18 protein-coding genes, 1 tRNA gene and 1 pseudogene are annotated in these 17,650 nt (G+C 55.7%); 7 read left to right on the top strand and 13 right to left on the bottom strand.

Annotated elements, in window-relative coordinates; all coding sequences use genetic code 11:
- Both RCH87_RS05585 and glyA read right to left on the bottom strand, forming a co-directional pair.
- Positions 1–1,541: gamma-glutamyl-gamma-aminobutyrate hydrolase family protein (locus RCH87_RS05585; protein ID WP_306515743.1), on the bottom strand; the 1,541-nt coding region annotated here is incomplete at its 3' end.
- Positions 1,542–2,810, bottom strand: coding sequence for a serine hydroxymethyltransferase (gene glyA, locus RCH87_RS05590; RefSeq protein ID WP_306515744.1), 1,269 nt, complete (start codon positions 2,808–2,810; stop codon positions 1,542–1,544). It abuts the gene before it with no gap.
- Positions 2,811–2,891: 81 nt separating this feature from the next.
- Here glyA and coaA point away from each other — a divergent pair, with 81 nt between their 5' ends.
- A complete protein-coding gene (gene coaA, locus RCH87_RS05595) occupies positions 2,892–3,806 on the top strand; it encodes a type I pantothenate kinase (protein ID WP_369845522.1) in 915 nt (304 codons plus the stop codon).
- A gap of 105 nt (positions 3,807–3,911) precedes the next feature.
- Here the strand turns inward: coaA and RCH87_RS05600 are convergent, their stop codons facing one another.
- From RCH87_RS05600 to mca, 3 genes are read right to left on the bottom strand one after another with little or no spacing between them, the layout of a single operon-like run.
- Complete coding sequence (locus RCH87_RS05600) at positions 3,912–4,679, bottom strand: isoprenyl transferase (protein ID WP_306515745.1); 768 nt, start codon at positions 4,677–4,679, stop codon at positions 3,912–3,914.
- A gap of 2 nt (positions 4,680–4,681) precedes the next feature.
- The gene (locus RCH87_RS05605) at positions 4,682–5,014 is read right to left on the bottom strand and encodes a hypothetical protein (protein WP_373690928.1); all 333 of its coding nucleotides are present in this window, start codon (positions 5,012–5,014) and stop codon (positions 4,682–4,684) included.
- On the bottom strand, positions 5,014–5,880 hold the full coding sequence (gene mca, locus RCH87_RS05610; RefSeq protein ID WP_306515746.1) for a mycothiol conjugate amidase Mca: 867 nt from the start codon (positions 5,878–5,880) through the stop codon (positions 5,014–5,016). Before mca ends, RCH87_RS05605 begins: the two co-directional genes overlap by 1 nt.
- A 149-nt stretch (positions 5,881–6,029) precedes the next feature.
- Here mca and RCH87_RS05615 point away from each other — a divergent pair, with 149 nt between their 5' ends.
- From RCH87_RS05615 to RCH87_RS05625, 3 genes are all read left to right on the top strand, one after another.
- On the top strand, positions 6,030–6,467 hold the full coding sequence (locus RCH87_RS05615) for a DUF4307 domain-containing protein (protein ID WP_306515747.1): 438 nt from the start codon (positions 6,030–6,032) through the stop codon (positions 6,465–6,467).
- 137 nt (positions 6,468–6,604) lie between these two features.
- On the top strand, positions 6,605–7,129 hold the full coding sequence (gene greA, locus RCH87_RS05620) for a transcription elongation factor GreA (protein ID WP_306515748.1): 525 nt from the start codon (positions 6,605–6,607) through the stop codon (positions 7,127–7,129).
- A 12-nt stretch (positions 7,130–7,141) separates the two neighbouring features.
- Entirely contained in the window at positions 7,142–7,807 is a 666-nt protein-coding gene (locus RCH87_RS05625) for a hypothetical protein (RefSeq protein WP_306515749.1), read from the top strand.
- Between the two features lie 203 nt (positions 7,808–8,010).
- Here the strand turns inward: RCH87_RS05625 and RCH87_RS05630 are convergent, their stop codons facing one another.
- From RCH87_RS05630 to RCH87_RS05665, 8 genes are all read right to left on the bottom strand, one after another.
- Positions 8,011–8,850: a Bax inhibitor-1/YccA family protein gene (locus tag RCH87_RS05630; RefSeq protein ID WP_306515750.1), complete on the bottom strand. Its 840-nt coding sequence runs from the start codon at positions 8,848–8,850 to the stop codon at positions 8,011–8,013.
- 173 nt (positions 8,851–9,023) lie between these two features.
- Positions 9,024–9,097, bottom strand: a tRNA-Leu gene (locus RCH87_RS05635).
- A gap of 143 nt (positions 9,098–9,240) precedes the next feature.
- The gene (locus RCH87_RS05640) at positions 9,241–10,221 is read right to left on the bottom strand and encodes a Ppx/GppA phosphatase family protein (protein ID WP_306515751.1); all 981 of its coding nucleotides are present in this window, start codon (positions 10,219–10,221) and stop codon (positions 9,241–9,243) included.
- Between the two features lie 59 nt (positions 10,222–10,280).
- Positions 10,281–10,856 carry a DUF501 domain-containing protein gene (locus tag RCH87_RS05645; protein ID WP_306515752.1) on the bottom strand — a complete coding sequence of 192 codons (576 nt, stop codon included), beginning with the start codon at positions 10,854–10,856 and terminating at the stop codon, positions 10,281–10,283.
- A gap of 51 nt (positions 10,857–10,907) precedes the next feature.
- Positions 10,908–11,510, bottom strand: a complete 603-nt coding sequence (locus RCH87_RS05650) for a septum formation initiator family protein (protein ID WP_306515753.1) — start codon at positions 11,508–11,510, stop codon at positions 10,908–10,910.
- An 85-nt stretch (positions 11,511–11,595) separates the two neighbouring features.
- Positions 11,596–12,873 carry a phosphopyruvate hydratase gene (eno, locus tag RCH87_RS05655; RefSeq protein ID WP_306515754.1) on the bottom strand — a complete coding sequence of 426 codons (1,278 nt, stop codon included), beginning with the start codon at positions 12,871–12,873 and terminating at the stop codon, positions 11,596–11,598.
- Between the two features lie 107 nt (positions 12,874–12,980).
- Positions 12,981–13,784 (bottom strand): lytic transglycosylase domain-containing protein, encoded by an 804-nt coding sequence (locus RCH87_RS05660; RefSeq protein WP_306515755.1) that lies wholly within the window; start codon positions 13,782–13,784, stop codon positions 12,981–12,983.
- Positions 13,785–14,474: a MazG nucleotide pyrophosphohydrolase domain-containing protein gene (locus RCH87_RS05665; protein ID WP_306515756.1), complete on the bottom strand. Its 690-nt coding sequence runs from the start codon at positions 14,472–14,474 to the stop codon at positions 13,785–13,787.
- Between the two features lie 81 nt (positions 14,475–14,555).
- Between RCH87_RS05665 and RCH87_RS05670 the strand changes: the two genes are divergently transcribed.
- The 3 genes and pseudogenes from RCH87_RS05670 to RCH87_RS05680 form a co-directional block, all read left to right on the top strand.
- The gene (locus RCH87_RS05670) at positions 14,556–16,127 is read left to right on the top strand and encodes a basic amino acid/polyamine antiporter (RefSeq protein ID WP_306515757.1); all 1,572 of its coding nucleotides are present in this window, start codon (positions 14,556–14,558) and stop codon (positions 16,125–16,127) included.
- 142 nt (positions 16,128–16,269) lie between these two features.
- Positions 16,270–17,325 carry a quinolinate synthase NadA gene (gene nadA / locus RCH87_RS05675; RefSeq protein WP_306515758.1) on the top strand — a complete coding sequence of 352 codons (1,056 nt, stop codon included), beginning with the start codon at positions 16,270–16,272 and terminating at the stop codon, positions 17,323–17,325.
- A pseudogene (locus tag RCH87_RS05680) lies at positions 17,326–17,650 on the top strand (nicotinate-nucleotide diphosphorylase (carboxylating)); the annotation flags it as partial.

The raw sequence follows: 17,650 nt of genomic DNA on the forward strand, positions 1-17,650 counted from the left end.
GCGCGCCGGGAAGCATGATTTTTCCGTACATACGTGAAGGCATCCTTCGCCTTGTTCCCAGCAAGCGGCAGCGTCAAGCGGTTGGTCAGACAAATTTCATACGATTCACCAGCAGCAATGAGCTCTTGTGATTCCTCGATCAGCTTCAGGTATTCCCCACGCGAATGTAGTTGCTGCGGGGAAACAGCCTGCCGGGTATCAGAGACTGTCTCCACGTCAACCTCGGGCTGCTGCGATGCAGCAGGCGCGGCGCCAGTCTGTGCAGACATTTGATCATGGGTTTTCTGCACGCCTGCGAGCATGCCATCCACCCACTCTTGCTGCAGCGCTGCCGAGTGAGCATCCTCGCAGAGCGCGACCACGTGGCACTCGCCGTCGGCAAGAATGATTGCCCGATCCGCCAGCAGCAATTGTGCATCCGAAAAATCGTCCCGGGCGTGGGGTGCGGAATACCCACAGTCTGCCTTCAACTCATAGCCCAGATACCCCACAAGGCCCAGGCTAAATTCGCAGCTGGCCACCGGCGGTTGCAGACCAGAATAACGCTGCAGCATACGCTCAAGCGTGGTGAACACTGACTCTTGGTGTTTGACGTGCTCAGTAGGCCTCGCAGCCTGGTGATCTGTCGACGACTGCGCTTCGTTCCCGCCGTCAGCAGAGCGGAATACCTCGACTGTTCCGCGTGACACTGATGCTTTGAGGTGCCTGGCCAATGGGCCAGAATCATCACCGATGCAAATAGCACCGGAGCCATCCTCGATCCACCAGCGCTGCCCGCCCAAAAGTTCGTAGGCTCGCATTGGCTCGGCGCATAATCCAGGCGCGGGAATCGAGCGAACAAGCAACCACGGGGCGGTGTTCATCTCCGCGTGCTGGTGCGTGCTGCCACCAGGTTCTTCCCCACCGCTGGCGGTGGTCAGTTCAGCTGTGTCAGCGACCGCATCGGCAAGCTGCAAGAAATTACGCACAAGCGCCATGCCATGCTCATCGGCAATGGATTCTGGGTGAAACTGCACGCCCCACCAAGGCCTGTGCTTATGCTCCAGCCCCATGACCAAGTCATCCGCATCAGCGGTACGGGCGGTGACTCGAAAGCATTCCGGAACGGGTCTATCTTGATCGTCTGCTACTACCAACGAGTGATAGCGCACCACCTGATAATCCAGGTCGATGCCGGAAAATAGCCCGGTACCGTCATGGCTAATCCGGCTGCGTCGTCCGTGGAACGGCTCCGGCGCACGCACAATCGTCCCGCCTTCGGCCCAGGCCATAGCTTGTTGGCCGAGACAGACCCCTAGCACCGGAAGCCCTGTTTCCAGCGCAGCTGCAGAATGCCCCAGGTCTTGCGGGTTTTCCGGCGTGCCCGGGCCCGGGGAGATAATCACCGCACCAAATCCGCGCCGAATGACGAACGCGGCAAAATCCAACCCATCAAGGTCGGCATCATTGGCGATAACTTCGACCTCATGGCCAGCAATGCGTACATAGCTGGCCAGGTTATTGGTAAACGAGTCGTGGTTATCAACCAGGACAACGCGCAATTAGACCATCTTCCAGTCTTCCAGGCCCTCATACAGTGGGAAATCCTGGGTCAACTTCTCGACGCGGGAACGCAGCTGTGCAACGTCGTTACCCAGCAATGCCTGCGCAATGATGTCGGCGGTTTCTTCGAATGCCTGCTGATCGAAACCACGGGTAGCAAGCGCCGAAGCACCGATACGCAGACCAGAGGTCACCATCGGCGGACGCGGATCATTCGGCACCGCGTTGCGGTTGACGGTGATACCAACCTCGTGCAGACGATCTTCTGCCTGCTGGCCATCCAGCTCCGAATTACGCAGATCAGCCAAAACCAAGTGGGTGTCAGTGCCACCGGTCAACACAGAAATGCCGGAATCTTGGCAATCCTGCGCGGTCAGGCGTTCAGCCAGAATGCGTGCACCGTCGATCGTGCGCTGCTGGCGTTCGCGGAATTCCTCCGTAGCAGCCACCTTGAATGACACGGCCTTGGCAGCAACAGCATGCATCAATGGACCACCCTGCTGGCCTGGGAAGACCGCGGAGTTGATCTGCTTGGCGTAATCCTGCTTAGCCAAGATGATGCCGGAACGTGGCCCACCCAGGGTCTTGTGCACGGTCGACGAAACAATATCAGAGTGTGGAACTGGTGATGGGTACAGATCTGCAGCCACCAGACCAGCGAAATGCGCCATGTCAGTCCACAAGTAGGCACCAACCTCATCAGCAATTGAGCGGAAGGCTTCGAAGTCCAAACGACGCGAGTATGCGGACCAGCCAGCGATAATGACCTGTGGTTTTTCCGCCAACGCCTGCTCACGCACCTTATCCATGTCAATACGGTGGGTGGTTGGGTCAACCTCATACGCGGCAACCTCGTACAGTTTGCCGGAGAAGTTCAACTTCATGCCGTGAGTCAGGTGACCACCGTGTGCCAGAGAAAGGCCCATGATCTTATCGCCCGGTTTGATCAGCGAAGCCAATACGGCAGCATTGGCCTGCGCACCAGAGTGCGGCTGCACGTTGGCGAATTCTGCACCAAACAGATCTTTGGCGCGCTGGCGTGCCAGATCTTCAATGATGTCAACGTGCTCACAACCACCGTAGTAACGGCGGCCCGGATAGCCTTCAGCGTATTTGTTGGTCAGCACCGAACCTTGTGCCTGCAACACCGCACGTGGCACGAAGTTTTCCGAGGCAATCATTTCCAAGGTTCCACGTTGACGGGAGATCTCTCCGTCGATCGCAGCAGCTACCTCTGGGTCAAACTCAGACAGCGGGGATTCAAACATCAAAGCGGGCCTTTCTGCACGCAGGTGGTGATAATGATGCTTATAACCATAACACCCAGCACTAATGAGACAATACCTACTATGACTACCAGCCCCTACCTGGATTTTTCCCGTGAACATTGGCGTAACCTGCGTAAATCAGTACCGCAATTGCTCACGGAGGCAGAGGTTACCGAACTTGCCGGCATCGGGGAAAACATTGACCTCGACGAGGTAGCAGAAATCTACCTCCCGCTGGCTCGTCTGCTGCATTTTCAGATCGAAGCCCACCGGAGGGTCAACGATGCCACGCAGCAATTCTTGGGGCACCCACCGCAGAAAGTCCCTTTCATCATCGCGGTGGCGGGTTCGGTAGCCGTCGGCAAGTCCACCACTGCCCGTCTACTCCAGGTGCTGTTGCAGAAATGGGATAAACACCAACGAGTCGATCTGGTGCCGACCGACGGGTTTTTGTTGCCCACCGCAGAATTGAAAAAACGTGGGCTGATGAAGCGCAAAGGGTTTCCGGAATCCTACGATCAACGCGCGTTGCTGCGTTTTGTCACCGAGGTGAAATCGGGCGCACCCGAAGCGCACGCGCCGGTGTATTCCCACACCGCATACGATATTTTGCCCGGTGAAGTGCAGCGCATCCGCCAGCCCGATATCTTGATTATCGAAGGTCTCAACGTCTTACAGACGGGCCGGACGCTCATGGTGTCAGATCTCGTGGATTTTTCGGTCTACGTCGATGCGCATGTCGACGATATCGAAAACTGGTATATCGAACGCTTTTTGAAACTACGTCGCACCGCCTTCCGCGAGCCTGGCGCACACTTCGCGCATTTCGCAGACCTCGAAGAAACCACGGCACGCGCCGAAGCTCGCGAAATCTGGCAGTCCATCAACTTGCCCAACCTCGTGGAAAATATCTTGCCCACGCGGGTGCGCGCATCTTTAGTGCTGCGGAAAAATCACGACCATCTCGTCGAAAAGATCCGGCTGCGCAAGCTTTAGAGCCTAAACTATCGCGGCGCAATCGGGTCTAAACCCACCTCTAAGCGCCCAACCCACCACGAATCACCCAGCATGCTTACGGGCACACCAATTGCCCCGGGGCGGCTACTTCCCAAACCGCCGGGAACGCTGTGAAAACTCCCGCAGCGCTCGGAAGAAGTCAATCTTGCGGAAAGCCGGCCAATACGTATCGGTAAACCAAATTTCCGAATACGCAGCCTGCCACAGCAAAAACCCGGATAGCCGCTGTTCGCCAGAGGTACGAATCACCAAATCTGGGTCCGGCAAGCCCTTGGTATACAAATGATGCGAAATTGAATCTGCAGTGACCGCCTCGGCGATCTCGGCTGCACTCAGCCCCTTGGCAGCTTCTGCGCGGATGAGTTTTTGCACCGCATCCACGATTTCTTGCCGCCCACCATAGCCAACCGCAACGTTGACGATGACGCCGCTATTAGTCTTCGTTGTCGCGGCGGCTTCCTCCATGCGCTGCGCGACCTCTGCCGGCAACAGATCGAGGTGACCGACCAAGCGCACCTGGCAATCCATATCGCCCTGGGAGAGCTGGACGACGACATCAGTGATGATGTCAAACAGCAGCTCAAGCTCTTCGGGTGCGCGGCGCAAATTCTCCGTTGACAGCAAGTAGCAAGTTACGACCTTGACGTCAGTCTCCGCGCACCACGACACCAATTCCGCGATCTTATTCGCCCCGCGACGGTGACCTTGGCTGATATCAGTAAACCCAGCCTCGCGTGCCCAACGACGGTTTCCATCGGCCATAATCGCAACATGCTGTGGCTGCGGGCGCCCACGCAGGCTGCGCCGGATACGCGCCTCGTAAAAAGGGTATACCAACTCGCGCAATTTCATCGCTACCGCCTGTCGTAGACGCCAGCTTCGCGCATTGCGGCATCTACCGCTTGCTTATCAAATGGGTCTAAACCGTGGTCTTCAGCGAACGCGCGACGACGACGAAACTTCGATTGGCGACGGTGAAACGACCAACCAAGCATCATGATCGCCACCACTAACCCGACAATCACCAGCAAACCAATCGGGGATGCTTTTCCAAATTCAGGCCCCATCGGGCCATCATGAACCTGATTTTGTGCCCAAACCAGCATCTCGCCTGCACCCTGGCTAGCTTGACTCGCAGCAAGCGTTAGCGACTCGTGTAGCTCGACCGACAAAAATGTTGGTTGCATCAGTTGGCTCCCTCCAGTCCGGCAAACAAATCAGTTTCCGGAAGTTGAGTTTCTACCCGGCTGCGAGCGAGTTCGTATTCTTCGGTCGGCCACAATGCCTGTTGCGTGGCAACATCCGTCGCCATGAATGCTCCAGCCGGGTCAATCTGTGTGGCATGTGCACGCAGGGCGGCCTCTCGGTGGGAAAAATAATCGCTGCATTCAACCTTCGTGGTAATGCGCGACATGATATCCGCCAAGTGCGGCTCCCAGCGCTGCATCATCGGACCATACGGTGACGGTTTTCCTTGTTCCAATAGACGATTGTGGAACAACTCCATCCGCCGATAAACGAAGCCATGGCTGTAATACAATTTCAACGGCTCCCAGACCGGGATCTCGGGCATGAACTCAGAATCGCCTGCCCGTTCCCAGGCGATCATGCTAATTTCATGCACTTTCAAATGATCCGGGTGCGGGTAGCCGCCGTTTTCGTCGTACGTCATGATCACGTGTGGGCGAAACTCCCGAATGATTTCTACCAACTCGCGTGCCACCTTCATGGAATCTTCCCGGGCGAAGCAGCCTTCAGGCAGCGGCGGTAGCGGGTCGCCCTCTGGCAAACCGGAATCGACATAGCCCATCCACCGGTGCTGGACGCCGAGAGCACGAACGGATTCCGCCATTTCTTCATGGCGCACAGCCTGCATGTTTTCTTTGATCCCGGGTTTATTCATAGCCGGGTTAATAATGTCGCCGCGTTCACCACCAGTACAGGTGACGATCATGACATCGTGACCGTTGTGCGCATACATCGCGGTGGTAGCTGCGCCTTTTGATGCCTCATCATCGGGGTGGGCGTGGATAGACAGCAACCGGTAGTTCACATCGGTCCTTTCCCAGGTTCGAGTTCGTGGTCTAGTTCGCCGCTAATTTCGCGATTGAATTCACAGTCGAATTGTTAGACGAGTTGTTAGTCGAATTGATTATATTACCTAATTGTACTGGCTACGACGCCTGCCTTAAGATGCGAAGAATGAGCACTCCCACGCGCGCACGTTATGGCTCCAATAGGCCGAAAAAGCCCGCCAGCAACCTCACCGGAAAATTCTTGGTTGCTGTATTAATCGCAATGCTCGCTTTCGGCTCGTGGGGGCTTTTCCGTCTGTTCAACGCAGACTCCCCGGCCGCAGAAATCACGCTGCTAAGCCAGGAGTATCCCGACGATGGCACGTTGCGAGTGTGGGTGGACATCACCCGCGAGGATCCGGCGGTTCCGGCATACTGCATCGTGCAGGCGTTCAACTACGACAAAGCGGAAGTTGGGCGTGTAGAAATCCCCATGGCTCCTGGAGAGAAACGCACAGAACGCATCAGCGTGGATGTACCAGTGCGCGCAGGGGAAAAAGCCGTCGCCGGCGGCGTCTACGGTTGTTCTGGAACAATTCCGGCACATCTCGACCTCACAAGCTAGCAAAAGCTAGCACTCGCGCGCTTAATTGTGCCACCTCGGCAAAACCCGGTTAACAAATACGTTAAGATCTAGGCAGAATCGTCGCAAAGCAGCGAGCATTGAGCTCGATGATCAACGAAGGAAGGTTTCACACCACCATGGCTGAAAACCAAAAGCAATATATTACGCCAGAAACCAAGGCGAAGCTTGAAAAAGAACTGCAGGCGTTGATCGACCACCGCCCGGTAGTCGCCGCCGAAATTAACGAGCGCCGTGAAGAAGGCGACTTGAAAGAGAACGCGGGCTACGACGCAGCACGTGAGATGCAGGACCAAGAAGAAGCCCGCATCAAGCACATCTCGGAGATTCTCGCGAACTCCACCACCGAACGCACCGGCGTAAAAGAAGGTGTCGCCAACGTCGGCTCGGTAGTCCACGTGCACTACAACGAGGACCCAGAGAACAAGGAAACCTTCCTGATTGGTACCCGTGCCGCTGCCACCGACAACGAAAACTTGGAGACTTACTCAGAGCAGTCACCGTTGGGTGCAGCTATTTTGGGTGCCGAAGAAGGCGAAACCCGCGAGTACTCCGCTCCCAACGGAAATCGCATTAAGGTGACCATTGATTCGGCTACGCCTTATGATTCCGCGCTGTATGCCACCCCACGCGACGAAAAATAAGAAGGATTTTCCATGACTAACTACCGTAAATTCGCCGTGACCGGAGTTTCCGCTGCTGCTTTGGCTTTGGCTGCGTGCACCCCGCCCAACGAGAACCCATCGGATCAGAAAGTCGAAACAGGTTCTACGTTCGAGGCACCTCGCACGAACGAATCGAACAGCACCGAAACCACCGAAACCGGCGTTGCTGGCACAACGGCAACTAACGGCACCGGGACCGATGGCACCGGCCAATCTGTACAAACCACGGAAACCGTCATCGGTGGCTCGGATTCCGAGCTAGATGACGACGACGAAGACGCTGAATTAGCCACGGCCTCTGGAGATTCTGCGACGGGTTCTTCAGGGGCCGTGAAAACCGCTCGCAAAAGGGCGCAGCGCGCGAAACGCGTCGGTTTTATCAACTGCCTAGGCACTCCTGAGCGCAAGCCCAGCTTTATCGTGCTCGACTGCGGTGATCCAACGCTGCGGCTAGAAAAATTAGAGTGGGAATCTTGGGGCACAGATTCCGCGAAAGCGACCGCACAGCGCGTCTCACACAGCACCACAGGCTCTAAGAACTCAAAAGACTCATCGCCACAAGACACCGTCACTGTGACCTTGAGGTCGCCAGTAGAATCCGCACAAGGTGTAGTTTTTTCTGAGATCTGGGTTGATAATCAATTGATCACGCCGTAGCTTTCGGCCGCTAAAGCTAATCGAATTACAGCCCGAAAAAACTCCGGTCAGCTTGTGACTAGCATCATATCGATGTTGACAAGCTCACCGGAGTTTTATGTATTTTCTGCTACCCCATTGCAGCATGATTCGCTGCTCTAGCGGGACAACAGCAATCTATAACGCCTAGCTATTCAGCGCCGTGCTGTTTAGCGTTGCACCTTTTAGCGCTGCTGGAAATACGACAGCAGACGCAGGATCTCAGTGTAGAGCCAGACCAAGGTGACTGCCAGGCCTAATGCAACGCCCCAAGCCATCTTGGATGGTGCACCAGCGCGGATCATGCGATCTGCGGCATCGAAGTCAGTCAAGAAGGACGCAGCAGCCAGACCGATGCACACCAGTGAGAAGATGATCGCCAGAATGCCACCGTCACGCAGCGGGTTGTTTCCGGTAATCATAGCCAGAACGAAGTTACCCAACATCAAAACGACAACGCCGATGATGCAGGAAGTCAGAATCTTGTTAAAACGAGGGGTTACTTTGACCGCACCAGTCTTGTAGACGATAAGCATGCCCAAAAAGACGCCCACGGTGCCCAATACGGCTTGGCCGATGAGGCTGGCTGCATTTGCTTCACCGACGTACATGCCGGAAAAAATCATCGAAATGCCACCGACGAAGAAGCCCTCGAATACGGCGTACAACAGGGTCACAACTGGTGATCCCCACTTCTTACCAAATGATGCAACCAAAACGGTGATAAACCCTGCGATGGCACCACCGAGAGTAGCCATCATCGCAAGCTGCGGGTTCACCATGCCGATGCCGAAGTTGATGACGGCGAAGACAATGATGACACCAAGGGTGATACCAGTTTTGGTGACGACATCGTCGACAGTCATCGGGCGCTCAGCTTGCTGCTCACTCATCGGGGCATAGCCACCCTGGCCGCCATAATTGTCGTAAGCGTTGTAATCCATCTGCTGTTGGAAACCGGCATTGTTGCCGTTGCCAGTAGCGCCAGCAGACACGTTGCTCATTACTGGATTGCTATTACGCACTGTAGAAATCCTGTGCCTTTCGTGTCATGGGTTGTACGTTGTTCTTGTACATCTCTCACCAAGTTTAACGACGGGCGCGGCACAATAGTTCCCGAGTAAGCAAATTATTTCGAATCCTGATTACTATTTTCGGGAATCTCACTCCCTGAGTGCAGCATCTCCGCTGCTAGTAGTGCCCCCAGTCGGGCTCGAACCGACACTGTATGGATTTTAAGTCCACCGCCTCTGCCAATTGGGCTATGGGGGCAAAACCGTGCCACCAGCAATTTCTCATTGCACCTGGCACGGAAAACTATCTTAGCACTTCATTGCGTCTGGTACGCATTTCAGTACCGCTATTGTCGCCACCGACATATTCCAAACCAACCATTACCATCGAGAAGGAAGCCTTTAAGCTGGCAGCGTACCTGCAAGCTTCCAGATCACGCCGTCGAGAATATCTTTTTCGCTGATCACGAATTCTCGGACACCACTGACTCGCTCAAACATGTCCATGATTCCGCGCACAGCGACGGCTCCTCCACCAAGGACGTCGGCACGCCCGGCGTGAATAACTGGATTCTGAGCCCGGGCTGCCGCGGAAGCAGCGATTACTTGCCCTAAAAGCACTCGCAACGCAGCAAAACGCAGCACAGAACCGTGAATTTGTTCGGGATCGTACTGTTCTAGCCCCTGCGCCAAGGCAGACAATGTCGTAAAGGTTCCGGCACAGCCGACGACGGTGCGCGCCTGATCAATCGGCTCCAGTTTTTCTACTTCGTTCATGCGCTCGGCGACGAAGTCATCGGCAATCTCGATTTCTGTTTCACTCGGTGGATCGCTAGGCATCATACGCTCAGTGATACGGACACACCCCATTGCTGCCGAGTGTGCGCCGAGAATATCCTCGCCCTTATTCGCGACGATAAATTCGGTCGATCCGCCCCCGAGATCAATCACACAAAATGGTCCTGCTTCTGGGCTTAAGTCCTGCACCGCACCCAAAAAAGACAGCTCAGCTTCTTCTACGCCGGAAATGACTTCGGCCTGCGCCCCAGCGTGGACTTCTCCCAGTAATTCTGCGGTCATAGCAAAGAATTTTTCGCTGTTTGTCGCATCGCGGACCGCTGCGGTTGCGACCATGCGCACCTTTTCGACGTTTTCGAATTTCATGATCGCAACGTAGTTACGCAATGCCTCGCGTGTACGCTCGATCGCTTCGGGCGCCAATTCACCGGTAGCATCCACGCTTTGACCTAAACGCACAATTTCCATTCGTCTGGTCACTTCATTGGCGCTAAATCCCGATGGTGTGCCACTGGTGCGGGTGACATCACTAATGAGCAGTCGGATGGAATTAGTACCACAGTCAACGGCTGCGATGCGGGTCATAGGATCCCCTTCTTCCTCGGATTCGGTTGTGTGCTCGGCACTATTACTAGGCGTCGTTATTAAGCGTTACTGAAATCGAACTGGTCGAGGTCGATACCCAGCGCTTCACACGACGGCCAGTCGATGGGAATAGCAATACCTCGCAGGTTACCGTGTTCGGCAGCCATAGCGACTGCTTCAGTGCCCAACCGGAAGTGATCAGGACCTTTGGCCAAGGCATAAGCAATCAGGACGTGCAGGCATTTCACGCGTTCAGGCATGCCACCACCAGAGAAATCGGTGCCGAGATCCGCTAACTGGTTGCGCTCTGCCAAGAAAGTCTCGTGTGCATTGCGATAATCGGCGGCAAGCTCTTCGTCTTCTGCCAGGCGGGATTCCATCCATTTCATCACATGAGCAACTTCGAGCCGGGAGGCTTCCGCGGTCAGACGCGGGTCGGTGAGATAAAACAGCGTGGGAAATGGAGTGCCGTCGGGAAGCTTCGGCATCGTTTTAATGACGGCAGGCTGGCCGTCTGGTGTGCGATAAGAGATTTCGACCACACCGCGCGGACGTCGACCTAGTTGCTTTTCGACGGTGTCAAGCTCTCGGGAATCAAGCTCAGTTGAATCGAGCTCAGAAGAAGATAGACTCATGCGCCCTATTCTGGCACGCGTGTCATGCCTGCGGGTAACTAAGTCTTAACTTTATGGAGCCTCCGGCTCATCTGGCGCTTCGGGTGCAGACTCGCCCTCAGGATGGTCTCCCACCGGATCTTCCCCAGATTCAGCCGGTGCAGGCGGTTCAGCGGGGGCTACTGGCGCCGGTGGTTCTGGTGGTTGCGTAATCGCATCCCACAGGACCTCATACCACGGACGGGCTTCTTCATAATCTTGGCGCGAAGTCGTTACCGAATCATTATTAGTGATGCGCGGATCAAGAATTCGGTAGGCAGTTTCGCCCGGTGCAACCAAGCCGAATCGACGGCGGGCTTGTTCGCGAACGAAATCTTCGTCGTGGTAGCGCTCGATTTCCTCTGCTAGTTGCTGTTTTTCAGCTTGTTTAGCCGCAATAGAATCTTCCAATCGGGCGATTTCTGCCCGACCTTCATAGTAGTTACGCAAAGGCACCGCCACCGACACGAGGATTACCAGCACCACAGAGACCATCACGCCAATGCTGATCAGATCGAACCTCTGGTTCAGCTTGGTACGCGCTTTTGGTGCGCGCTCGGCGTTGCGTTGTGCGGTACGAGAAGATACGGGCACGGTCGTGCGTGTCCGTAGCGTAGATTTTTTACGCTCTGTCATAATCTCCTCGTCTCACCAGCAACCGTCGTGCCTGCAGCGGCGCCTAACCTAGCAACTAACGCGCTACAGCCTAGTGCGTTATCGACTAGCCCTGAAAACGTGGGAAAGCGTCACGGCCGGCGTAGCGCGCGGCAGCATCAAGTTCTTCTTCGATGCGCAGCAAACGGTTGTATTTTGCAACACGCTCGGATCGTGCCGGTGCACCAGTCTTAATCTGGCCACAAGACAAAGCCACTGCCAAATCTGCGATGGTCGTGTCTTCGGTTTCACCGGAACGGTGTGACATCATCGTGCGGTAACCGTTACGGTGTGCCAGTTCGACGGCATCGAAAGTCTCGGTCAGAGTACCGATCTGGTTCACCTTGACCAACAGCGCGTTGGCGGCACCTTTGTCGATTCCTTCACGCAGACGCTGCGGGTTGGTGACGAAGAAGTCATCGCCGACGATCTGGACTTTATCGCCGATTTCACGAGTCAGATTGACGTAGCCGTCCCAATCGTTTTCATCCAATGGGTCTTCGATGGACACGATTGGGTACTCGTCGATCAGCTCGGCATAAACCTTTGCCATTTCTTCCCCACTGAGCTCAGAGCCTTCGAATTTGTAGGAACCAGACTCGTAGAATTCCGAGGAAGCCACATCGAGCGCCAAGGCCACATCTTTGCCCGGTTCATAGCCGGCTTTCTTAATGGCTTCGACAATAACGTCCAATGCTGCGCGGGTGGATTCTACCGACGGCGCAAAACCACCTTCGTCGCCCAATCCCGTCGACAAGCCACGTTCTTTCAGCACGGCCTTGAGCGCGTGATAGACCTCAGCGCCTTGCTGCAAAGCCTCAGCGAAGCTGGTAGCGGATAGCGGGGCGATCATGAATTCCTGCACGTCCACACCGGAATCGGCGTGTGCTCCACCGTTGAGAATATTCATCATCGGCACTGGCAACACGTGTGCGTTCGGCCCACCAATGTAGCGGTACAACGGCAACGCAGCGGAATCTGCTGCGGCTTTCGCTACTGCCATAGACACGCCCAGAATTGCATTCGCTCCGAGTTTAGATTTGTTCTCGGTACCGTCGAGTTCCAGCATTGCGGCATCGATCAGACGCTGATCATCAGCCACCTGGCCCGCCAATTCGTCGGCAATGACCTCATTGACGTTATCGACGGCTTGCAAAACACCTTTGCCCAAATAACGCTCGCCACCATCACGCAGCTCGTGGGCTTCGTGTTCGCCAGTGGAAGCGCCGGATGGCACCCCGGCGCGGCCGTGCGCACCATCGTCCAAAACAACTTCAGCTTCCACCGTTGGGTTGCCTCGCGAATCCAAGATCTCGCGAGCGAAAACGTGCATGATATCAGCCACTGGCTGGGCCTCCTCAGAGATTTATGCGCATTCTTGCGCCATGTCAGGTGCAGTCAACACTGCTAATTGTTCCAGATTTCAAGTTAGGTTGTAACACGCACCCCGGGTTAACGGGCGGCGGGCTGGTCAATGGCATAAGAATTCGCCGCATCTCGTACCTTACGCACGTAATCGTTGGAATTGTTGTACGACAAGATCGCTTCGGTCCACGCTTGCGGATCATTTAAATCACGGCCACTATCACACAACAACTTCGCCGCTGCTAGGGCAGCATCGTCGATATTTTGCGGATCCGGGTATCCGTCGCCGGAAGCATCCAAACCATAACGGTGCCACGATTGCGGAATGAACTGCATTGGGCCTACCGCGCGGTCATAGACATCATCGTTATCGAACTCACCACCGTCTGTATCCGGGATATGAACCGTGTTATTTGTTCCATCCAATGCGATGCCAACGATTGGAGGCTCTACCCTGCCATCATCACCGATCGAGGGGCGATCAAACCAGTTTCCGGCGTAGCTACCGTGTCGAGTTTCCACCCAGCCGATGCCCGCCAACGTTGTCCAGTCCAGGTTGCATCCTGGCCAAGCATCACGGGCAATCAATTCTGCATTGCCATAGGCACGCAGTGCTTGGTCTGGGATAGCGGTATCACCTGCGAGCCCGTCGGACCAATACGTCAGTTTGTCTGCGGTGCGACCTTCTGCATGCACATCAATCGATGGCACCGCGCGCCCGGCTGCTGGTGGCACATTATCCGGAATAGGTTCTAATTGGCGAGTCACCGAAGGACCATCGACAAACGAAAGCAACCACAGCACTACCGAAATGATCAAAATGATCCCGAGTACCGTCGCACAACCGACTTTCACGCAACCTGCGGGGCTGCGGCGTGATGAATAATTCATCTACCACGCCGCTCCTGCATCGTTTTTATTGCTATCCGCATCACTGCCAGCTGCGCCACGCAAGGCTTCCTCCGCGCGTTTTCCAGCCGCCCACAAACGGTCTTGTTCTTCTTGCGCTACCACCCCGGTGGTGCCGTCGAAAAGATAGGGCGCACGTGAACGCATCTTCGCGATAAAACTCGCTGCGATATCATCCAGCGAAAATGCTTGTCGACGCCGTCCCAGCTCCGCGTGAAACAGCAACTGCAACAAAACGTCGCCTAGCTCGCGCACCAACTTGGACTGGTCGATCTCCGCGGTGGTTTCGGCTGCCTCGATGACCTCGGAAAGCTCAGCTACTTCTTCGCGCAAATACGGCAGGAGTGTCTTATGTGTTTGCAGCAGCTCGAACTCGCCGATATCGCGGGCACGGGCCATTACCTGACGGGCAACGTGCATCTGATCATCACGCGAGCGCGCCACAATAATGCGCTCACCAGCATCCACGCGCTCACGTACGCGCTCGTCAGCTTCATTTGTGCTCACCAAAAGTCCCTGGCCAGACGTGTCAGTTCCACTAATGATGTCAGCAAAATTCCAGCGCACCGACACCGGAACTTCCTCGGTGTAGCTCACTGGCCCGACAACGCCGCTCAGGGCTTCTAACGGTATTTGCTCGGGCCAACGAGGATCAAGAAGCAGAACAGTCATGGGCACAATCCTATAAGCAACAGAAGTCTTAACCCCCACCCGCCTTTCCGACACAGGCTTTTCCAGGGTAGTTTTACCAACATGCACAGCGAGCCTCATCCCTCTCCTATTGTCGGCGGCAGCAGCACCCCGGCCGGCACATCAGCACAGTCTGCAGCGGCACATCCTGCTGGCCCGCAGGCAGGCCAAAAATCTAAGCACACCGTGACCATGTGGTCATTGGTGGCTTTGATTATCGGCTCGTGCGTCGGCGCCGGTATTTTTTCTCTGCCACAAAACATCGCTTCCGTTGCTGCCCCCGGCGCGATGCTCATCGGGTGGGCAATCGCCGGCGTGGGTATGCTCTCGGTCGCCTTCGTCTTCCAAATTCTGGCCCAGCGTAAGCCGCATCTTGATTCTGGCGTGTATTCCTATGTGCGCGCCGGGCTGGGCGATTTCATCGGTTTCGCCTCGGGCTGGGGCTATTGGCTAGGTTCTGTGATCGCGCAGGTCGGTTACGCGACGCTGTTTTTCAATACCGTCGGCCACTACATTCCGCTGTTCCACGAATCGAACCGCTGGGCGTCGTTTATCTCGGTGAGCTTGCTGACGTGGGTGATTTTCGCGTTACTCAGCCGCGGGGTGAAGCAGGCCGCGATCATGAACACGGTGGTGACCGTCGCCAAGCTGGTACCGATTCTGGCATTTATCGTGTTGCTTCTGTTTTTCGGATTCAGCTGGAATACCTTCACCCTGGATTTTTGGGGCCGTGAATCCAGCGAGGGCTCGGTTTTTGAACAAGTCCAAGGCATCATGCTGTTTACCGTGTGGGTTTTCATCGGCGTAGAAGGCGCGTCGGTCTATTCGAAACAGGCCCGGCAGCGTACTGACGTCGGACGAGCTACGGTGCTCGGTTTCGTTTCCGTGTTGGTGCTGCTGGTCTCTGTGGCGACGCTGTCATTTGGTGTGCTGAGCAAAGAAGAGCTGGCGGCGCTGCCTGATAATTCCATGGCTGCGGTACTCGAAGCTGCAATTGGCCCGGTCGGCGGATTGTTAATCTCGATCGGTCTGTGCATTTCCGTGCTCGGTGCCTACGTTTCGTGGCAGATGCTATGTGCCGAGCCGTTGACGATGATGGCTCTCGACGGCCTGCTGCCGAAGCGAACGGGTGCGATCAATCGGGCTGGTGCACCGTGGATGGCACAGCTAATTTCTACATCGGTGATTCAATTCGCGGTCATCGTGTTCTTCTTGAACGAAACCGCGTATATCTCTATGGTGCAGCTCGCCACTGTGATGTACCTGCTGCCCTATATTTTCTCTTCGCTCTACCTTTTGCTGCTCGCGCTACGGGGTAAAGGCATCACACATCCGCACGCGGGGACACGGTTTGACCTGTCCGGGCCAAAAATTTCCCCGCGCGAAAATCGACGGCACTTGGCCGTGGCGGTGGTAGCTTTTGTCTATTCCATCTGGCTAATTTATGCCGCGGATCCGGTTTATATTCTCTTCGGTGCCCTCGCTGTGGTTCCAGGAATCATCCCGTACGTCTTAACACGTATCTCGCGACGGGAGAAGCTGTTCAACGGTTTTGAGTGGTCAATTGTCGTTCTCGTGCTGGTCGCAGCGGTCTTCGCGGCTGTTGGTTTGGCGCAAGGTTCACTGCAGCTCTAGTCTGCTGCCTAGTATTCGCCAGCTGCAGATTGCTGACATTCGCCAGCTGTAGCTTGGCCTTAGCTGGTAGTTCACTGCGGATTTTTAGTACGGTAATGACACCGTCGTTTCCTGTGACTATCACTAATTCTTGGGAGCTTTTGTGACTCGTACAAACGCGGACCTCACGCGTTCTACTGCCGACGCTACAACCACTACTACTGCGGATTTTGCTAGCACAGATTCGGCATCCTTCGATGCCGCTCGCTGGGCCGAGCGGGTACGCGCACTGGCGGAACAACGCAACGCTGTGATTCTGGCCCACAACTACCAAATCCCTGAGATTCAGGACATCGCCCACCACACCGGCGATTCCCTGGCACTATCACGCCAAGCTGCCGAAACCGACGCAGACATCATCGTTTTTTGCGGTGTGCACTTCATGGCAGAATCCGCGAAGATCCTCTCGCCAGACAAAAAAGTTCTCATTCCCGATGCCCGGGCAGGATGCTCGCTGGCAGATTCGATTACCGCCGAGCAATTGCGCGAATGGAAGGCCGAACACCCTGACGCGCTGGTGGTCAGCTATGTCAACACCACCGCAGAGGTAAAAGCGCTTACCGACGTGTGCTGCACCTCTTCAAACGCGGTTGATGTGGTCAACTCCCTGCCCGCGGACCAAGAAATCCTGTTTTGCCCCGACCAATTCCTCGGAGCGTATGTGAAGCGTGAGACCGGCCGCGAGAACATCCGGATTTGGGCTGGTGAATGCCACGTGCACGCCGGCATCAGCGCTGAGCAATTAACCCAGCAAACGCAGGATAACCCTACAGCGGATCTGTACATCCACCCAGAATGTGGTTGCGCGAACTCCGCGCTCTACCTGGCCAACGAGGGTCTGGTGCCAGAAGAGCGTGTACACATGCTCTCCACCGGGCAAATGATCACCCAAGCGCAGAAGCAACAAAAGAACACGGTGCTGGTGGCAACCGAAACTGGCATGCTGCACCAACTCAATCAGGCTGCCCCAGACATTGATTTCCAGGCCGTCAACGACCGCGCCGAATGTAAATTCATGAAAATGATTACCCCGCAGGCACTTGAACGCTGCCTGGAAACCGAAACCGACGAGGTTACCGTCCCGAAAAATATCGCAGATGCTGCTCGCAAATCGCTCGAAGCAATGATCTCGATCGGCAACCCCGGTGGTGCCGAATAAATGACTCAGTTGCAGCTGCCCGATTGTTCTGCGCTGATCGCCACCGCCCTCGACGAGGATTTCGCTTACGGCCCCGACCACACCTCGATCGCTACGGTGCCCGCCGCTGCTCGCTGCAGCGCCGAACTCAATGCGCGTGAGGACGGCACCATCGCCGGGCTGGGATTACTCGAAGCGGTGCTCAACGCCACCGCTTCGCGTCTGCACCGCCTCGGTGTCGAGCTTGCCGACGACAACTGCGAGATCACGTTGCATGGTGCCGATGGCCAGCAGGTTTGCGAAGGGCAAACTTTGGCGACGATAACGGCTAATACCCGACTGGTAT

Source organism: Corynebacterium sp. (genome assembly GCF_030826625.1).
Classification (GTDB): Bacteria; Actinomycetota; Actinomycetes; order Mycobacteriales; family Mycobacteriaceae; genus Corynebacterium.

Coding starts and splice junctions, on each gene's coding strand:
- glyA (WP_306515744.1), bottom strand. CDS start 2,810: ATGTTTGAATCCCCGCTGTCTGAGTTTGACCCAGAGGTAGCTGCTGCG.
- coaA (WP_369845522.1), top strand. CDS start 2,892: ATGACTACCAGCCCCTACCTGGATTTTTCCCGTGAACATTGGCGTAAC.
- RCH87_RS05600 (WP_306515745.1), bottom strand. CDS start 4,679: ATGAAATTGCGCGAGTTGGTATACCCTTTTTACGAGGCGCGTATCCGG.
- RCH87_RS05605 (WP_373690928.1), bottom strand. CDS start 5,014: ATGCAACCAACATTTTTGTCGGTCGAGCTACACGAGTCGCTAACGCTT.
- RCH87_RS05615 (WP_306515747.1), top strand. CDS start 6,030: ATGAGCACTCCCACGCGCGCACGTTATGGCTCCAATAGGCCGAAAAAG.
- greA (WP_306515748.1), top strand. CDS start 6,605: ATGGCTGAAAACCAAAAGCAATATATTACGCCAGAAACCAAGGCGAAG.
- RCH87_RS05625 (WP_306515749.1), top strand. CDS start 7,142: ATGACTAACTACCGTAAATTCGCCGTGACCGGAGTTTCCGCTGCTGCT.
- RCH87_RS05640 (WP_306515751.1), bottom strand. CDS start 10,221: ATGACCCGCATCGCAGCCGTTGACTGTGGTACTAATTCCATCCGACTG.
- RCH87_RS05645 (WP_306515752.1), bottom strand. CDS start 10,856: ATGAGTCTATCTTCTTCTGAGCTCGATTCAACTGAGCTTGATTCCCGA.
- RCH87_RS05650 (WP_306515753.1), bottom strand. CDS start 11,510: ATGACAGAGCGTAAAAAATCTACGCTACGGACACGCACGACCGTGCCC.
- RCH87_RS05660 (WP_306515755.1), bottom strand. CDS start 13,784: ATGAATTATTCATCACGCCGCAGCCCCGCAGGTTGCGTGAAAGTCGGT.
- RCH87_RS05665 (WP_306515756.1), bottom strand. CDS start 14,474: ATGACTGTTCTGCTTCTTGATCCTCGTTGGCCCGAGCAAATACCGTTA.
- RCH87_RS05670 (WP_306515757.1), top strand. CDS start 14,556: ATGCACAGCGAGCCTCATCCCTCTCCTATTGTCGGCGGCAGCAGCACC.